Annotated in this window: 10 protein-coding genes; 9 read left to right on the forward strand and 1 reads right to left on the reverse strand. The window is 35.8% G+C overall.

Features of this window, described 5'->3' with window-relative positions:
- The first annotated feature begins 129 nt into the window (after positions 1-129).
- From pdhA to AC06G9_RS01595, 5 genes are all read left to right on the forward strand, one after another.
- Positions 130-1,125 carry a pyruvate dehydrogenase (acetyl-transferring) E1 component subunit alpha gene (gene pdhA, locus AC06G9_RS01575; RefSeq protein ID WP_045753966.1) on the forward strand — a complete coding sequence of 332 codons (996 nt, stop codon included), beginning with the start codon at positions 130-132 and terminating at the stop codon, positions 1,123-1,125.
- A gap of 33 nt (positions 1,126-1,158) precedes the next feature.
- The gene (locus tag AC06G9_RS01580; protein ID WP_480957429.1) at positions 1,159-2,784 is read left to right on the forward strand and encodes a 2-oxo acid dehydrogenase subunit E2; all 1,626 of its coding nucleotides are present in this window, start codon (positions 1,159-1,161) and stop codon (positions 2,782-2,784) included.
- Positions 2,785-2,919: 135 nt separating this feature from the next.
- Positions 2,920-4,110: a serine hydrolase domain-containing protein gene (locus tag AC06G9_RS01585; protein WP_045753968.1), complete on the forward strand. Its 1,191-nt coding sequence runs from the start codon at positions 2,920-2,922 to the stop codon at positions 4,108-4,110.
- A gap of 10 nt (positions 4,111-4,120) precedes the next feature.
- Entirely contained in the window at positions 4,121-4,480 is a 360-nt protein-coding gene (locus AC06G9_RS01590; protein WP_480957430.1) for a CoA-binding protein, read from the forward strand.
- A gap of 448 nt (positions 4,481-4,928) precedes the next feature.
- Positions 4,929-6,176, forward strand: coding sequence for a glycoside hydrolase family 88 protein (locus tag AC06G9_RS01595; RefSeq protein ID WP_480958169.1), 1,248 nt, complete (start codon positions 4,929-4,931; stop codon positions 6,174-6,176).
- Positions 6,177-6,919: 743 nt separating this feature from the next.
- Here the strand turns inward: AC06G9_RS01595 and AC06G9_RS01600 are convergent.
- The gene (locus AC06G9_RS01600) at positions 6,920-10,786 is read right to left on the reverse strand and encodes a hybrid sensor histidine kinase/response regulator transcription factor (protein WP_480957431.1); all 3,867 of its coding nucleotides are present in this window, start codon (positions 10,784-10,786) and stop codon (positions 6,920-6,922) included.
- Positions 10,787-10,918: 132 nt separating this feature from the next.
- Here AC06G9_RS01600 and AC06G9_RS01605 point away from each other — a divergent pair, with 132 nt between their 5' ends.
- The 4 genes from AC06G9_RS01605 to AC06G9_RS01620 all read left to right on the forward strand — a co-directional run bounded on the left by AC06G9_RS01605 (position 10,919) and on the right by AC06G9_RS01620 (position 18,696).
- Positions 10,919-14,197: a SusC/RagA family TonB-linked outer membrane protein gene (locus AC06G9_RS01605; protein WP_480957432.1), complete on the forward strand. Its 3,279-nt coding sequence runs from the start codon at positions 10,919-10,921 to the stop codon at positions 14,195-14,197.
- Between the two features lie 13 nt (positions 14,198-14,210).
- Positions 14,211-15,962: a RagB/SusD family nutrient uptake outer membrane protein gene (locus tag AC06G9_RS01610; protein ID WP_480957433.1), complete on the forward strand. Its 1,752-nt coding sequence runs from the start codon at positions 14,211-14,213 to the stop codon at positions 15,960-15,962.
- A 167-nt stretch (positions 15,963-16,129) separates the two neighbouring features.
- The gene (locus AC06G9_RS01615) at positions 16,130-17,398 is read left to right on the forward strand and encodes a DUF2264 domain-containing protein (protein WP_480957434.1); all 1,269 of its coding nucleotides are present in this window, start codon (positions 16,130-16,132) and stop codon (positions 17,396-17,398) included.
- Between the two features lie 23 nt (positions 17,399-17,421).
- Positions 17,422-18,696 carry a glycoside hydrolase family 88 protein gene (locus AC06G9_RS01620; RefSeq protein WP_045753972.1) on the forward strand — a complete coding sequence of 425 codons (1,275 nt, stop codon included), beginning with the start codon at positions 17,422-17,424 and terminating at the stop codon, positions 18,694-18,696.
- Positions 18,697-18,835 lie beyond the last annotated feature (139 nt).

The raw sequence follows: 18,835 nt of genomic DNA on the forward strand, positions 1-18,835 counted from the left end.
TGTTATGTGGTTTAAATCAAATGTCTTAGAACTGTCTAAAACGAGAAGAAAATTTGATTTTCTGACCAAAATATCACCCAAATTGATTAGATTTGTAGTCAAGATTAGTAAGAAATTCAAAACTTTGAAATGAGTTCAACACCTATAACAAAAGAGACATATTTAGAGTGGTATAGATCTATGCTACTTATGCGTAAGTTTGAAGAGAAAACAGGTCAACTTTATGGACAGCAAAAAATCCGTGGTTTCTGTCACTTGTACATTGGACAAGAGGCAGTAGTAGCAGGTACCATGTCTGTAATTAAACCTGAAGATTCTTTAATTACAGCCTACCGTGATCACGCACATGCTTTAGCAAAAGGAGTGTCTGCAAATGAATGTATGGCTGAGATGTTTGGAAAAGCAACAGGTTGTTCAAAAGGAAAAGGTGGATCTATGCACTTTTTTTCGAAAGAACATAAGATGATGGGAGGCCATGGTATTGTCGGTGGTCAGATTCCGTTAGGAGCTGGTATCGCATTTGCTGAGAAATATTTGGGCACAAATAATGTTAACGTATGTTACATGGGTGATGGTGCTGTTCGTCAAGGTGCTTTCAATGAAACTTTGAACATGGCCATGTTGTGGAAATTACCAGTAATTTTTGTTTGTGAAAACAATGGTTACGCAATGGGTACTTCTGTACAACGTACAACCAATATGCAAGATATTTATAAAATGGGCTTAGGTTTTGATATGCCTTGTGCTCCAGTAGATGGTATGGATGTAGTAGCGGTACACAACGCAATGGACGAAGCTGTTCAACGTGCTCGTGCTGGTGAAGGACCTACTTTCTTAGAAATACGTACATACCGTTACAAAGGACACTCTATGTCCGATCCTGCGAAATACCGTACGAAAGAAGAACTAGAAGAATATAAAGGGCGTGATCCATTATTAGCGACAAAGCATGCTATTGTTGAAAACAATTATGCTGATGAAGCTTGGTTTGCTGAAGTGGATGCTGAAGTGAAAAGTATTGTAGATGAGTCTGTAAAATTTGCGGAAGAATCTCCTTTCCCTACAGCTGATGAATTGTACAAAGATGTGTACGTTCAAGAGGATTATCCATTTATATTAGATTAATATAAGTTACTTTAACTAGATAAATAAAATACAATGGCTGAAGTAGTTAGAATGCCGAAAATGAGCGATACCATGACCGAAGGGGTTATCGCAAAATGGCACAAACAAGTTGGTGATAAAGTTAATTCTGGTGATTTAGTTGCTGAAATCGAAACTGATAAAGCAACGATGGATTTTGAATCATACCAAGAAGGAACGCTTTTATATATTGGTCCAAAAGAAGGTGAAGCAGTTGCGATTGATGCTGTTATCGCTATTCTTGGAGAACCAGGAGAAGATTTTCAAGCATTATTAAGTGATGCTCCTCAAACTGAAGAAGTAACAGAGAAAAAGGAAGTAGAAACTTCTAATTCATCTGAAACAGCTCCACAATCTAATGTGACTCCGGAATCTTTAGGTGTTACCGTAATTACTATGCCTTTGTTGAGTGATACGATGACTGAAGGTGTGATTGCACAGTGGAATTTTAAAGTTGGTGACACGATCAAATCTGATGATTCTATTGCTGATGTAGAGACTGATAAGGCGACAATGGAAGTGACAGCTTATGCTGACGGTACATTGTTGTATGTAGGTCTTGAAGCAGGTGAAGCTGCTAAAGTAAATGATATCATTGCTATTGTAGGTCCTGCTGGAACAGATGTAACACCATTGTTAAATCAAAAGCCAGCGTCTGCATCTCAAGCTGCTCCTGCAGAAGTAAAAAAAGAAGAATCCAAAGAAGAGGCTCCTGTAACTACTGAAAATAAATCTACTGATGTAGCTGATGATTCTCGAGTGAAAGCATCTCCTTTAGCCCGTAAAATTGCTAAAGATAAAGGGATCAATCTGAGTGAGATTAAAGGATCTGCTGATGGTGGTCGTATTGTTAAAAAAGATGTTGAATCTTACGTTCCAGCTGCTAAATCTGCTCCTGCTGCGTCTGCTCCAGTAGCTACCGAAACAAAAGCGATCACTTTACCAACTTTTGTAGGTGAAGAAAGATATACAGAAGTTGCTGTTTCTCAAATGCGTAAAACTATTGCGCGTCGCTTAGGTGAAAGCTTATTTACTGCTCCACATTTTTACTTGACGGTAAGTATCGATATGGAAAATGCAATGATTGCTCGTACACAAATCAATGAAGTGGCTCCAGTAAAAGTTTCTTTCAATGATATCGTTGTAAAAGCAGTTGCAGTTGCCTTGAAAAAACACCCTGCCGTAAATTCTTCATGGAAAGGTGATAAGATTCGTTTTAATGAACATACAAATATTGGTGTCGCAATGGCTGTTGAAGATGGCTTATTAGTTCCTGTTGTACGTTTTGCCGATGGAAAATCATTATCTCACATTTCTGCAGAAGTTAAAGATTTCGCTCAAAAAGCTAAAACTAAAAAATTAACTCCAGCAGATTGGGAAGGTTCAACATTTACAGTTTCTAATTTGGGTATGTTTGGTATTGATGAATTTACATCAATTATCAACTCTCCTGATGGTGCAATCCTATCTGTTGGTGCAATTCAACAAGTACCAGTTGTTAAGAATGGTGCGGTTGTTCCTGGAAATGTGATGAAGTTGACTTTAGGTTGTGACCACCGTGTAGTGGATGGTGCTACAGGTGCTCAATTCTTACAAACGTTAAAAGCATTATTAGAAAATCCAGTAAGATTATTAGCATAATCTTACTTCGAATACTTATATTGAAAAGGTCACTTTATATAAAGTGACCTTTTTTTATTGTTTTTTTCTTTTTTTAGTACTAAAATCAGCATTTTAGCATTTATACATTAGAAAAGAAATAGAATCCGTTAAATAGTGAAGTTATATATATTAAAAAGTCTAGTTGCTGTTCTTATCATAGCAACAGTATCATGTAGTTCGAAAGAAGAAAAACAAAAAAAGGCATTAGTTGAACAGGCTAAAACTGATAGTCTAAAACTCATATACCATCCATCTGAAGCAGATCCGAAAGTTGAGGCATTTATGCAAAATCTGCATAAAAGATCAGGATTTAATGGTAATGTGCTGATTGCAAAAAATGGAAAGATTTTATATCAAAATTCATTTGGTTGGGCCAATTATCTTTTAAAAGATAGTTTGAAAATTGATTCAAAATTCGAATTGGCTTCTGTTTCAAAACCCCTCACAGGTATAGGTATTTTGAAATTGGTCGAGGAGGGGAAATTGAAATTGGATCAAACCATTAATGATTTTTATCCGAATTTTCCTTATCCAGATATCACAATTAAACAATTGTTGTCTCACCGATCTGGATTGCCAAATTATGTTTATTTTTCGGAGCAGCATTGGAAGGAAAAGAAGAAGGGCATGACCAATCAAGATGTCATGAATATGCTGATAGAATTTAAGCCGAATCGATATGGAAAACCAGATGGTAAATTCTTTTATAACAACTCGAATTTCATGGTGTTAGGTGCCATTATTGAAAAGGTAACTAATCAAAGTTATGCGGAATGGATGAAGGAAAATGTTTTTAATCCGGCAGGCATGACAAATACGGCAGCATTGTCAAAGGCTATTTATGAAAAAATTCCTACAGATGTTATCGGTCACGATAAAGTATGGAGAAGATCTGTTGTTCAAAATTTTCAAGATGGGCCTCTGGGAGATAAGGGAATTTATAGTACGGTAAGGGATCTATATAAATTAGATTTAGCTTTGAATGAAGGTAGATTATTAAAGAAAGAAACATTAGATTCTGCTTATGTCGACCGTGCGAAATCTAAAAATGGAATATTTGGATATGGATTGGGATGGCGTACTTTTCATAGAAATAATGATGTAATAATCTATCATACCGGATGGTGGCACGGATTTCGCAATCTGTATGTGAGGGATCTTAAAAATAATGTCACGATTGTACTGTTATCGAATATGACTAATGGAAGTTTAGTTAAATTGGATGAATTGTATAAAATTTTAGGTATGCCTATTTTGAGGAAGGGTGTTTATAATGATGCTGGTAATGTGGCTGATGATGTTTAATTAAGGAGTTATGAAAAAAACGCTAATAATAGGAGCGAGTACTAATCCAGAAAGGTATTCGTATAAAGCTGCTCATAAATTGAAGCAATATGGACATGATATTGTGAATGTAGGTCTTAAGAAGGGTGAAGTTGCAGGTGTTGCAATAGAGTCAATGGGACCAATTCATGCGGATATTGATACGATCACGATGTATGTCGGCGAAGCAAATCAGAAGGGCTATATGGATTACATATTGGCAACAAAGCCAAAGCGAATTATCTTTAATCCTGGTGCTGAAAATCCCGAATTAGCGGTACTTGCTAATAATTTAGGTATTGATACTGAAAATGCTTGTACACTGGTTCTTTTAAGTACAGGACAGTATTAGACTGAAATATTGTAATTATACTTTATCGGAATTTATATTCCGTATTTAACTCATAAAAAAGGGTTATATTGGTTTTAAAAAGCCAGTATAACCCTTTTTTATGCCTTCCCTTCTCAAACGATTTCGTAAGTTTCCCTTGTGTGTCTACTAAAAAAAGTACACTTTAGAGTCCAATTGAGCCCAAGTTGTGAGAAGTTCATATATTATTTTTATTCCAATCTTATGTATTATTTATCGTGCTTCTGACATCGTATAATGGAATAATGGCTTTATATAGTTCGAAAGGGGAACGGTTCATTTTTCTTCAGAAACAAAAAACATAGAAGATCCACGATTGCTAAAAGTGTGGGGAGAAACGCTTATGAAATAAATGTTGCAATAAATAGTAAGGAATTAAAGAATCAAGTGATGTATAAAATAGTAGCAAATTAAGACGATAGCAATTATGATGAAAATGAAAAAACAGATTCTCATGGTATTATGTTCTGCTTTAGGAATATGTACTGTGCAAGGCCAGTCCAGCGATCTGAAATTATCGAAAGAGTTTATCCAGCAGAATTTGAATGATGCCGCTCGACAAATTAAAGTCTTGGCAAATGAGATCCCAAACGAAAAATTTCCTAAAACTTTTGAAAATAATAAAGAAGTCTTTTCATCATCGAGCTGGTGGTGTTCTGGATTCTATCCAGGAACACTGTGGTACTTATATGAAGGAACTCAAGATCGAGGGTTATTACAAAAGGTGGAAGAGAAGTTACCTTATTTGGAGAAAGAAAAATATAATATAGGGACACATGATCTAGGTTTTATGTTGTTTTGCAGTTTTGGAAATGGCTTACGTCTAACAGGTGATTCTGTGAAATATAAAGATGTATTAGTTACTGGCGCAGCTTCGCTCGCTTCTCGTTTCAATGAGACAACAAAGACTATTCGGTCTTGGGATCACAAGCCTTGGCATTATCCTGTCATCATTGATAATATGATGAATTTGGAGTTTTTGACGCAGGTTTCAAAAATGACTGGAAATAAAAGGTATTATGATTTGGCGGTAATACATGCCGAGACAACATTGAGAAACCATTTTAGAAAAGATTATAGCTCATATCATGTTATTGATTATGATGTGAACACGGGTAAAGTTATTGCCAAAAAAACACATCAGGGTGCCTTTGACGAATCTGCATGGTCTAGAGGGCAAGGTTGGGCACTCTATGGTTATACCATGATGTATCGCGAGACCAAGAAGAAGGAATTTTTAAATCAGGCTCGACATATTGCAAAGTATATATTAAATCATCCCAATTTACCGCAAGATTTAATTCCTTATTGGGATTTTGATAAGGATAAGATTGATCAATCTAGTAAAATGTATGCTAAGAAAGATCTACGTGATGTTTCAGCAGCGGCATTGTATGCATCTGCTTTACTCGAATTGGCGCAATATACAGTAGGTAAGGAGTCGACGCTTTATCTTACTAAGGCGGAGACCATGCTCACAAATTTATCTAAGGCTCCTTATAAGGCCGAGTATGGAAAGAATGGCGGTTATTTATTAAAACATAGTGTAGGGGCACTACCTTTGAATTCTGAAATAGATGTACCATTGACGTATGCTGATTATTACTATGTTGAAGCATTGATTAGATACAAAAGACTTCTAGAGGGAAATGCTATTATTCAGGAGATCGCTAAATGACATTTTTTACTTCTCTAACAGTTCTTTATTATTTTGGACAATGTGAGTTGCAATTCTATATGCCAAGCGATCATGATCGAGCTGATTGTAAAATTGAATTTTTTGGAGCTCTAGGATAAGTAGACTATACGGTAAGAATGGATATAGTTGGTGGAACAACCATATTGCAACCTTAATCAAGTATAGCTTCACTATATGGGACTGTTGTGTAAAAACACTTTTTAAAGCTTAAATTATCCGTTTTAGGAGCTCATGTGAACCTTTCTGCAACTACTTTTTGGCTCTGAGCAATCGCTCTTTGACTAAGAGTAGTTCCTATTTTCGAAAAAGGAATCCATCCTCTGGCAAAGGAATCCAATCTTTTAAAAAGAAAATCACGTTTTCTAAAACTGTGTTCCATTGTTCATAAGAACCATCACCTTTTTGAAAATAAATAATCGATGATTTAAAAGGATTGAACACTTTATGGATTAAGGAGTACATTGCTGGGAACAAGTGACTACTATTTCTAAACACAGGATCTGTTTTTTGGAAATAGTAGTTTAAGTTTATCAACTCAGGACAGCTTTTTTGGAAATAACGGTTCCATTGATCAACAAGCGATCACTTGTTTGGAAATAGGGATTCAAGTTTGCTAACAAATTACTAGCCGAAGGCAAAAAGTAATCCTACTATTGCCCCATTATTACTATGTTGTACAATTAATACATAAACAATTTAGCATGCTAACTACTAACACGTTATTATTCATTTGAATTACGCTGTTCTTTAATAATAAATTCAGAAGGATTTTGTCCAAAGAGTTTTTTAAATTCTTTACTAAAGTATTTTCTGTCTGAAAATCCCACAGCATAAGCTACTTCACTTATATTGAGAGCAGAAAGCAATAGATCTTTTGCTTTATTTAGTCTATAGTTTTTAACATAGTTATTAAGAGAAAGGTTTGTAATGGCATTTAATTTACGGTAAAGTACTGGAGCACTCATTCCCATAGCACGAGAAATAAAATTGACGTCAAATGAATCTGATAGTAGGTGATGTTCGATAAGCCTGTTTAAGGATTGAATGAATTTGTTGTCTTGTTCGTTATCACTAATGGTCGCTTTTATTTGAAAGTTCTGGCTTCGCTTTTTACTTATATTTAAGAGATTTTGTACAGAATAAAAGAGTTGACTGTTATCAAATGGTTTTGTTAAATAAATGTTTGCACCACTTTGTAAAGTCTCAGTTTGTAATTGATGGTCTGTTAAAGCGGTTAATAAAATAAATGGAATATGGCTTGTAATGATACTGTTCTTGATAGCTCTGCATAACTCTATTCCATTCATATTGGGCATCATGAAGTCAGAAATAATTAGATCAGGTACTATTTTTTCCGCTTTTTTTAATGCCTCCTCGCCATTATGAGCAAGAATAATATTGAAATTATCTTTAAAAATATTGGCAATTATTTCTAATAGCTCTTTATTATCTTCAACAATGAGGATTGTCGTTTGTAATCCTACTTCTGCAATAGCGGGGAAAGCGGATAATGGAGAAATGCTTTGAACGGAATTGTCAGTCTCACTGTAATCAAGATTTGATGTTTTCGGCAAGTGCACGGTAAAAATAGTCCAATTTTCTTGTTGCTCGTGCTTGGATTGACAATGAATTTCTCCACCATGTTGTTCGATTATTTTTTTAGTTAGGGCTAATCCTATACCAGTGCCGATAGTATCATTTACTTGATCTTCTCTATAATATTCTTCGAATATTTTAAATTGGTTGGTTGATGTAATTCCGATGCCATTATCAACAATCTGAATGGTGATTCTTTTTTCATCTTGAATAACTTCTAAGTAGACAGTGCCATTTTCAGGGGTATATTTAATAGCATTGGACAGTAGGTTGAACATCACTTTATCAAATTGTATGGTATCAATTGACTGGATGCCGATGGGATCTATGTGTTTAATATAATAGTTTAAATTTTTTGTTTGGGCAAAATCATTAAATAGATAAAAAGTATCTTCAATATATTCTCTGAATGAAATTGATGTCAATTTGAGTTCTTGTTTATGATCATCAAATTTTTTAAAGTCCAATAATTCATTTACTACAGTTAGAAGTTTGTTTGCATTTTTTTTGATGCGTATTAATTTAAATTGTGTAGTTGGAAGATTGGCCACTTCTGTTATTAATTCATCAAGCGGAGCTGTGATTAAGGTAAGTGGTGTTCTAATTTCGTGTGAAATTTGAGTGAAAAAATTAATTTTATTTTCGTGTTCTTTTTCTGAATTAATTAAAATTTCACGTTCCACAATGAATTTTATTATGAAATGAATGGCTAAAGCAAATGATAGTGCATAAAAAAGATATGCCCACCAGGTGCGCCAAAATGGAGGAAGTACCGTAATATCTAAGATTAGAGGAGTTTTGCTCCAAATCATATCGTTGTTGCAAGAAAATATGGTTAATTTATGTCTTCCTTCGGGTATATTGGTGTATTTAATGTTTGCTGAATTGGTCTCTATCCAATCTTTGTCAATCCCATCTAACTTGTATCTGTATTTGTTTTTTAGTGGCTTGATGAAATTAGAGCTTGAAAAATCGATTGTTAAATAGTTTTCATGGTGTTGTAATCTTATTTGATAATGATTGTTCGTTGCTGTAGCATGAATTCGGTCGAATGGCAGTGTACTTTCATTTATATAGATATTTCTTAATAAAACTGTAGGTAAAATATGATTGAAGGCTATCTTTTTAGTATCTATGGATACTAACCCATTTAGAGTCGTCAAGAATAATTTTCCTTCTTTACCATGGAACAGTTTTGCACTTTGCAAATTTTTAACGGGTAAACCATCATTTTGATTTAAAATATTCGTGTACTTCGTTTTAGGGTTAAAGAAAATTAAGCCATTTTCACTCGTGATCCAGAGCATATTGTCGATCATGATGGGCCAACCGAGATTATTTTTATTGAACTTGACGTGAAAGGTTGCTTCACCATTTTTTTGCAGACTATAAAGTGCACTGTCAGTGGTAAACCAAAGTTGATCCAAGGGATCGATGAAAAAACCTTTTATTGAATGCGACTTTAGTTCGGGAATAACTTTAAAGATAGAGGTTTGATTTTTTACATATAATTTACTTTCTTGTAAAAGATATATTTGAGATTTGCTGTCTTCTTGAATGTCTGTAACTTCTCTGCTTCTTATCTCTTCAACTCGAACAGGAATCTGATTGTTTTCGACAGTAAATAATCCACTATTTGTTCCTAAATAGATTTTTTTAGATGGATCGACATAAATAGCGAAAATATTATTCTTAACATCGAAAGAGTCTTTATCTAGATAATAATGATTCGTTTTATGACTATGGATATCAATGACATTATATCCGCCGGCGTACTGAGCAGCATAAATCTTGTTTTCTCGGACGTAAAGGTCTTTGATGAGATTAGATTTTGTTAGATGCGGAACTGAAATGCTATTTCCGCTTGCTTTGTTGATGATATTAATTCCATTTTCCTCTGTCCCAATCCAATACTTCTCTTTTGTCTGTGCAAAACTGCTTGTTATGTCACTATTTAAACGATGCAAATTATTTGATCGCGTAGCATATATAGTAAGAGGTAGAACGTTTGGGTATATGGCATTTATTCCTCCAAAATAGGTGCCTAACCAGACAATTTTTTGATTATCTATAAAAATATCGTAGATGGAGTTTTGTGATAGCGAATAGTTGAAGGTAGTATGTTGATAATTGTTAAAATAATTTTCTTTTTCAAATACAGATAACCCCTTGAGTGTACCGATTAAAATATTTCCTTGCGGGTTTTTAGTGATTTTACGGACATTATTACTCAATAAATTGCTATTTCCTATATGAAGGTTGACCCAAGTCTTATTCTTAAATTCATATCGATAAATACCGTGAAGTTTAGTTGCTACCCATAAGTTGTCTTTGTCATATAATAGCGAACTTATAATACGTTCTTCTTGTAATGGAATCGGCAGCTGTAAGTTGGATATAATAGAAAGCTTTTTATTCTTGTATTGTATCATTTCAATGCCCTGTAGACTTGCAATGATGTACGTATCACTACTTATTTGTGTAATGGTGTGAACTTTATCTCGGGCTAATAATAATTCAAGTTTGTAAGAAGATGCTCTGGGGCTGGCACGATAAAGCCCATCTTTAGCACAAAGAAAAGTCTGCCCAGATAGCGTTTGAATGTCTAGAACGGTTATCTTTTCTTTAAAGGGTTTACTGTTTTTTTGTATATATCTGTGTCGATTAATATCATATAGATGTAAATGGGTAGAGGTAGCAATAAAAAGATCATTTTTTGCGTTAATTCCAATTTTAATAATATACTCAATATCATTTAGTGTGGTGTCAGATCTCCGTAAATTGGAGACATTTTTTGAATCATAAACAAAAAGATTGTCCGCTCCTCCAAACCAAAGCCTACCTTTTTGATCTTGTGCAATAGAGAGAACCGGTTGTTTGTCAAGAATATTCTCCTGACTTAATTGTTCAAATCGAAAATCCTGTGCATAGCAATGAGCAATCAAGAATCCCAAGGTTAAAAAACATCGTAGTAGATTTAGCTGATTATTCATTTTGGCTGGTTTATAGGTCAAATTTAAGATTTTACCCCTAAAAATTTATAATAATCACCCTCTATTATTGTGATTATGCTTCAAATTTGAGGCATAAACCAATTAATTAATATATAAACTAAATCCAAAAGTATGGCAAAGTTTTACACAGTCGGGGTATCGGCTATGATGCTATTTACGGTAGGCACGACTATGGCTCAGCAAAAGATTTCTGTGTCTGGACGAATAACGGATAGTCAAGGTGGGGCATTATCTGGCGTAACGATCAAAGAAAAAGGAGGAACAGTAGCGACTTCGACTAACAAATCTGGAAATTTTTCGATTTCTGTCCCGAGTAAGGCAACGTTGATCATTTCTAATGTAGGCTACCAAAATCAAGAAGTTTCTGTCGATGGAAAAACCGCTATTACAATCACTTTAGCGGACGGAAATGCTGCTATTGATGAAGTTGTCGTTGTGGGTTATGGAACGCAGAAAAAGGCTAAATTACTGGGGTCCATATCAACTATTGATGCTAAACAGCTGGAAAATCGTGCAGTTACTAATGTTTCCTCTGCACTCTCGGGTTTAGCAGCAGGAGTTCAGGTAAAAGTAGGAAATGGCAAACCGGGGAGTGATGGTGCTACTATTCGAGTACGCGGGGTAGGAACTATGAATAATAATGATGCACTAGTTATCATTGATGGGATACAAGGTGTAATGGATGCGGTAAATCCCGAAGATATTGAACGTATTTCTGTTTTGAAGGATGCATCATCTGCAGCAATATATGGTGCACGTGCTGCAAATGGGGTTATCTTGATAACAACTAAAAAAGGTAAAGCTGGACAAGGTCCGCAGATCAATTATTCGGGATTATTTTCAAGGACCTCACCCAGTGCTAAACCTGTATTTGTTAATGATTATGTGCGCCACATGAATTTATTTAATGAAGCAGCTGCAAATATTGGTACTACTGGACAGTATACACAGTCTGCAATTGATGCATGGACTGCAGCCAATGCGGACCCAAATGGTTTAGCTCCTTCTGGTTTACCTAATTATGTTGCTTATCCTAATACCAATTGGGGGGACTGGATCTATGAAGATGGCTGGTTGAAGAATCATAATGTGAGTGTATTGGGAGGAAGTGAGAAAATTCGTTTTAATTTATCTGGAAGAATTCAAGATAATCCCGGTATCATGTACAATACAGGAATGAAGCGTTACGAAGGACGTGTTAACTTGGAAACTGATGTAACCGATTTCTTGACTGTAGGAACACAAACGTTCGTTGTTAATGAACATCGTTCATTGGCTTCTGATGCTAATCTTTACAATTTTTTGCATCAAACAACTCCGGGTATCTACCCCAAGTATGAAGACAAGTTTGGGGGAGCCGTTTTAAATTCAGGGGAGTCTTCACAATTAAATAATGTTTTATTGTATCTGTATGATTATAAAGGGAGTAATGAGCGAACTCGATTGAATTCTACATTTTTCGCTAATCTTAAACTTTGGAAAGGTTTAACATTTGAAACCAAATTTAATTATCAGTCGCGTTTTGATGAGATTACCGGATATCAAAATCCTTCAGCTCGATATGATTTCTCTACCCTGAATATGGTGGTTACTCCAACTGTGCCTTCACAGCTGACAACAAGTCAATCCTATGGGAAAATTTATAGAAAATCTTTTGATAATGTTTTGCGCTATAATACGGAAATAGGCAAGCATACAATCGGTGCGTTAATTGGACATAACGAATTTTATTATAATGATTCGGGATTCAGTGCTTCTAAGAAAGGTTTGATTGATGAAACCATTACTAATATTGGTACAGGAACTGAAATGTCATCTATCGGAGGAGATGAATCAGATAATTCGATGCGTTCCTTCTTTGGTCGTGTGAACTATGATTATGACTCTAAATATTTGGCTGAGTTTAGTCTTCGTAGAGACGGTGCTTCGAAGTTTGGCCGTAATCGAAAATATGGAACTTTTCCTTCTTTTTCTTTGGGTTATATGCTGTCAAAAGAATCTTTTATGGCTGCTGTGAATCCTTACATACAGGATGTGAAAATTCGTGGATCATGGGGTAAATTGGGGAATGATGGGGGAGATGGTCTTAATGTATACGGTTGGCACGGTGTCTACGGATTGGTTGGTTACTCTTTCAATGGTACACAAATGAATGGTTTACAGTTGTCTCGTTTTGGCAATGATTTATTGCAGTGGGAGGAAGCTGAAAACAAAGAGATCGGATTAGAATTTGCGACCTTAAAACGCCGTGCATCTGTAGAATTGAATGTGTATGACCGTAAGACGTCTAATATTATTCGTGCTGCAGAGGTTCCAATTACTGCGGGTACGACGACTCCTCCTTTTTTTAATCAAGCTGCAATGCGTAATACAGGTGTTGAGTTTAATTTAAATTGGCGTGATCAGATTGGAGATTTCAGATATAATATAGGGGGTAATTTTTCTTATAATAAGAATAGGGTAATCAAATTTGAAGGTCAGTTGAAAGAAGGATTTGTTGATGATGGTACAGGAAAAATGACTTGGCAAACAAACTTAGGAGATGTTTCTAGCGGGGGGCTCAACCGTATTCTTGAAGGAAGTCAATTAAATGAATTTTATTTGCGTAAAGTCTATAAAGGGGATGGCTCTTATTTTAATGCGGATGGTTCTGTTAATATTCATGGAGGTCCAACTACTGGAATGATTCGTACTGAGGGAGACTATGAATGGGCAAAAGCGATGAAGGCTACTGGTTATTCCTTCTTAAACTCGAGTCAGAAAATCAGTGATGTGTACGGTAGTACTGCTTTATATTATGGAGATCTAATTTATTCGGATCTTAATCAAGATGGTGTATATGGAAATACTGCGGATCAATATTTTACCGGTACTTCTGTCAATCCAAAATATATATACGGTATTAGTCTTGGATTTTCGTATAAGGGATTGGATATGTCTATGATTTGGGCAGGAGAGTCTGGTGCGCAGTATTACTGGAATGATCATGGGTATAATAACAATGTCTTGATTTCTGGAAATCAGGTGACGACACGAATTGCTGACGATCACTACTTCTATAATCCAAATAATCCTGATGATCCGCGTACAAATCAAAATGGATATTTTCCAAGGTTGAAATATGGTACCTCTGCAGAAAATATTAATAATCAGTCTAGTGATTATTGGTTGTACGAATCAAATTTCTTTAAGTTGAGAAATCTGCAAATCGGGTATACGTTTGATAAGAAGCTCACGGAGAAATTTAAGGTTAGAAATTTAAGAATATTCTTTTCTGGAGAGAATTTGTTGATGTTTACCAATTTCCCTGGGTTAGATCCTGAAGTGGGAGCAGGTGCTGAATACCCAACAATGAAGCAGTATGCATTGGGTTTAAATTTTGGATTCTAAAAATAGACTGATCATGAAAAATAAAAATATAAAATATACATTTTGGAGTAAAAAATTAATGCTTGTTGCTAGCTTGGCGACAGCAATATCGGTATCTTCTTGCGATAATGATCTCTTGGACACGGTACCAAAAACACAGGTATTAACCAATAATATGTGGTTAACGGACAACCTAACTGATCAAGGTGTAACGGGTGTATATCAAAACTTGCGTAATGGACAGATGCTGTATGAATATGATACTTATGTTACGTTGCAGGGAAGAGATAATTCGGTTTTAATGAATGGTACTGCAACAGCGTCCTCTGGAATATTTTCTTCCGAATGGCAGAATCTTTATGAGGGGATTCATCGAGCTAATGATGCAGTCTATGGATTGACCAATATTTCTCCAACTGAGGAGGTTAAAAAATCACGGTTGCTTGCGGAAGTGAAATTTTTGCGTGCTTTTTATTACTATCGTTTAAATCAACTATACCAAGGTGTTCCAATATATACGGAACCGATTGAATGGAATAAGGTAGATAAGCCTAGAAATACAGAAGATGAGGTGTGGAATTTGATTGTACAGGATTTGACTGATTGTATTAACGAAACTAATCTTCCAAATCGATATGAAGCTACAAATTCGAATTTTGGAAGAATTTCAAAATCTGCTGCTTATGCTCTCCGAGGAAAAGTGTATATGTACAGAAAAGAATGGCAAAAAGCTATAGATGATTTTCAAAAAGTGAAGGATCTTGGACATACTCTTTTCGGAAATTATGAGAATTTGTTTAAAGGTGAAAATGAGAAAAGTCCTGAAATTATATTCAGTATTCAGAATATTGCTTTACCAGGTTATGGGTCAAATTATCAATTTAGATTTGGGTCTAGATCTGCATTTGGTTCTAATTGGAATACGTTCTTGGTGCACCCTGATGCGGTGGACCGTTATCAAAAGAAGGACGGTTCACCATTTAATTGGAACGATTATATTCCGGGTTATAATGCTATGGATCCCATAAAACGTGAGGTATTTTTCTTAAGAAATAACTTAACAGCTACGGAAATAGCTAATATGACGAAAAAGGGTTTAGATATGTCTTTGTATCTTCCTACGAGCAATGAGCAACGTGTTATGGCTGCTTATGTTGATCGAGATCCTAGGCTGTCAAGTAATGTTATTTTGCCGTATTCGACTTTTGTGGGGGCTAATGGTGCAACTGATCAGGTGTTTACTTCGAGATGGCCATATCGTCAGGAGTTTGGAGGTGTATTTGATTTGCGTACGGACATTGTTCCAAATTTTTATTACTATCCTCGAAAATTTGTCTATACGGGTGCAAATCCTGGTATTCCTAACAGAGAGGCGGGAGCTTATGATTATATCGTGATTCGTTATGCCGATATATTATTGTTATGGGCAGAGGCTCTGAATGAATTGCATAAGCCTGGAGAGGCCGTTATAAAAGCCAATGAGGTGCGTACTCGTGCGAGTGTGCAGCCTATTCGTTTAGGTATCGGTGAAGATGATTTGCGTAAGGAAATTCGTGATGAGCGACGTCGTGAATTAATGTGTGAGGGTGTTATCTATTTTGATGAACTGCGTTGGAAAACTCTTAAAGCGACGTCTTTTTATGCGGGAAATGGTATTAAAGAAGTTTGGGGTAGAGTGAATTCACCATATACTTGGGGGGGAGACCATTTATTTACTTGGCCTGTACCACAGTTAGAAAGGGAGAGAAATACAAATCTTACTCAAAATCCTGGTTGGGATAATTAAGTTAAATTTTGATCATTCTGTAAAGATTTTGATATCAACCGTCTGTGCAATCGTTTGACAAGTCGGTTGATATTTTTAAGATTGCTTTTTTAATGCAAAAATTTGATTTTTAGACTTTTAGGTTATTAAATAAGAACATCTAGTGCACATAGATAGATATAAAAAAAATGAAAAGAAGGTTGTTATTGAAGCTTTTAGGTGGAATTGGATTAGGGACCTTGTCGACTTCTGTACCCATGCAAGTAGAGGCTGGTCATCAAAAGGCACTGCATTGTTTTGGAAAGGAAAATGACCGTGCTTATTGGGTAGCCATATTAAGTAAGATGGCATCACCGATATTAACCAATATCAGTAAGGAGCAATGGCGAAGAAATATGCCGATGGAGGTCAGTCCGACTTTTGATAAGCGTGATCCTGGTGTGGGTTATCTAGAGGCTTTTGGTCGATTATTAGCAGGTATGGCCCCTTGGTTGGCTTTACCTGATGATGGAACGGATGAGGGGAGGGTGCGTAAAAAATTCAGAGAGCAGGCTTTATTGGGAATAAAACATGGAGTAGATCCTAGATCTCCAGATTATTTTACCTGGCGTGGTCCCTCTTCGCAAACTTTGGTTGATGCAGCTCATTTAGCTCTAGCTTTTCTGCGTGCTCCTGTTGCACTGTGGGCACCTTTAGATCCCCTTACTAAAAGTCGAGTTGTAGAAGAATTTAAACTTTTGCGTAAAATTAAACCAAATGAAAGTAATTGGCTTTTATTTGCGGCAATGACGGAAACGTTTTTATATGACATCGGGGAGGAGTGCGCAAGAGAGAAAATAGATTATGCTGTAAACAAATTTGATACAGAATGGTATGTGGGTGATGGTTGGTACAGCGATGGCGCTCACTTTAGTTTTGATCATTATAATGGTTATGTGATCCATAATATGCTGGTGGAAGCCTTGCGTCATAATATAAGCGTAGATAAGAGATATAAAGAAATGTTTGATCGCGCTTATAAAAGAATGCAACGTTATGCACATCATCTGGAACGTATGATTTCTCCAGAAGGTTATTATATGGTGGTTGGTCGATCTTCAACTTATAAGAATGCAGCGTTTCAGCCTTTGGCTGCGGTGGCTCTTGAAAATAAATTGCCGGAGGATATTTCTAAGGGACAAGTACGTGCAGCTTTAACAGCAGTATTGAGAAATATTTATATTGATAAGACTTTTTCACCTTCAGGATGGCTTCGTATGGGGGTGGTAGGCGATTTGCAACAGAATCTGGCAGATTACTATACGAATGCTGGTTCTATGTATGTAGCCTCTTTGTCTTTTCTTCCTCTTGGGCTACCGGCTAATGATGAATTTTGGACTTGTAATCCTGAAAAATGGACTTCGCAAAAATGCTGGGATGCCGAACAGTTTCCAAAAGATTATTATGTAAATTATTAAAAACCACAAAAATTACTTTTTAAATGAACTTGAGAAATTATTTAATCCTGTTTGGAATAATAGGATTTGCTCTTCAGGGAGCTTCGTGCCAAGGTAAAAGAAAGTTGGTGAAGGATAGGCTAACCCTTGATCAAGCTTTTGTGAATCAAAACCTGGAAGATGCAAAGAAACAGATTAGTTATCTCGCTTCTTCTGTAAAAGAAGCTGATATTCCTACGACTTTCCAAAATGGTAAATATGTGAATTGGGGATCTAGCTGGTGGTGTTCTGGTTTTTATCCAGGTACTGTATTGTACCTTTATGAGTATTCAAAGGATCCGAAATTATTAGATGAGGCCAAAAGAAAATTGAAATATTTGGAGAAAGAAAAGAATAATAAAGGTACGCATGATCTGGGTTTTATGCTTTACTGCAGCTTTGGAAATGCACTAAGGTTGACAAATGATTCTACTTCCTATAAATATGTACTGAGTACAGGTGCTGCCTCATTGGCGACACGTTATAAGGATGCTACAAAGACTATTCGTTCATGGGATGGGGGTAAAAACTGGGATGGGCAATCTTGGACATATCCCGTTATTATAGATAATATGATGAATTTGGAGTTTTTAATGGAAGTATCTAAGATGACAGGAAATTCCAGTTATGCTGACATCGCAATTAAACATGCTGATGCAACCATGGTCAATCATTACAGAAAAGATTATAGTTCATATCATGTGGTTGATTATAATAGTATGGACGGAAGTATTATATCTAGGAAGACTGCACAAGGTGCTTTTGATGAATCAACTTGGTCCAGAGGTCAGGCTTGGGGCTTGTATGGTTATACTATGATGTTTAGGGAAACGAATGATCAAAAATATTTACAGCAGGCAAGAAATATTGCAAAGTTTTATTTGAATCATCCCAATTTACCTCAAGATCTGATTCCTTATTGGGATATGGATCAAAATAAATTAACGACTTCTAGTAAATATTACAATCAGAAAGATTTGCGTGATGTGTCAACTGCCGCAGTCATGGCTTCTGCATTGTTGGAACTTGCGCAATATACCGATGGAGGGGAGAGTCAATTATATATCGTCAAAGCGGAGCAGATGTTGCGATCATTGTCTTCTAAACCTTATAAAGCAGACTATAAGGAATCGGGAGGGTATATCTTAAAACATAGTGTAGGGTCCATTCCACATGAGACGGAGGTTGATGTTCCTTTGACGTATGCGGACTACTATTATGTAGAAGCTTTAGTTCGATATAAACGATTATTGGATGGGGAGCCTATCATAAAAATTTAAATTGACTGTATATTCTGATTAAACGACCTATACCTAGCTTTATCAACTAGGTATAGGTGTTTTTGTTATTAGGTTGTTGTAAATTGGTATTTATTATTTACTGAGTAAGCCGGTATTACGTTTGGTTTATATTTCATCG

This window comes from Sphingobacterium sp. MAE (genome assembly GCF_056711605.1).

Bases quoted from the DNA above. Each gene is read 5' to 3' on its own strand.
- AC06G9_RS01595 (WP_480958169.1), top strand. From the start codon at position 4,929: ATGAAAATGAAAAAACAGATTCTCATGGTATTATGTTCTGCTTTAGGA.
- pdhA (WP_045753966.1), top strand. From the start codon at position 130: ATGAGTTCAACACCTATAACAAAAGAGACATATTTAGAGTGGTATAGA.
- AC06G9_RS01580 (WP_480957429.1), top strand. From the start codon at position 1,159: ATGGCTGAAGTAGTTAGAATGCCGAAAATGAGCGATACCATGACCGAA.
- AC06G9_RS01615 (WP_480957434.1), top strand. From the start codon at position 16,130: ATGAAAAGAAGGTTGTTATTGAAGCTTTTAGGTGGAATTGGATTAGGG.
- AC06G9_RS01590 (WP_480957430.1), top strand. From the start codon at position 4,121: ATGAAAAAAACGCTAATAATAGGAGCGAGTACTAATCCAGAAAGGTAT.
- AC06G9_RS01600 (WP_480957431.1), bottom strand. From the start codon at position 10,786: ATGAATAATCAGCTAAATCTACTACGATGTTTTTTAACCTTGGGATTC.
- AC06G9_RS01610 (WP_480957433.1), top strand. From the start codon at position 14,211: ATGAAAAATAAAAATATAAAATATACATTTTGGAGTAAAAAATTAATG.
- AC06G9_RS01605 (WP_480957432.1), top strand. From the start codon at position 10,919: ATGGCAAAGTTTTACACAGTCGGGGTATCGGCTATGATGCTATTTACG.
- AC06G9_RS01620 (WP_045753972.1), top strand. From the start codon at position 17,422: ATGAACTTGAGAAATTATTTAATCCTGTTTGGAATAATAGGATTTGCT.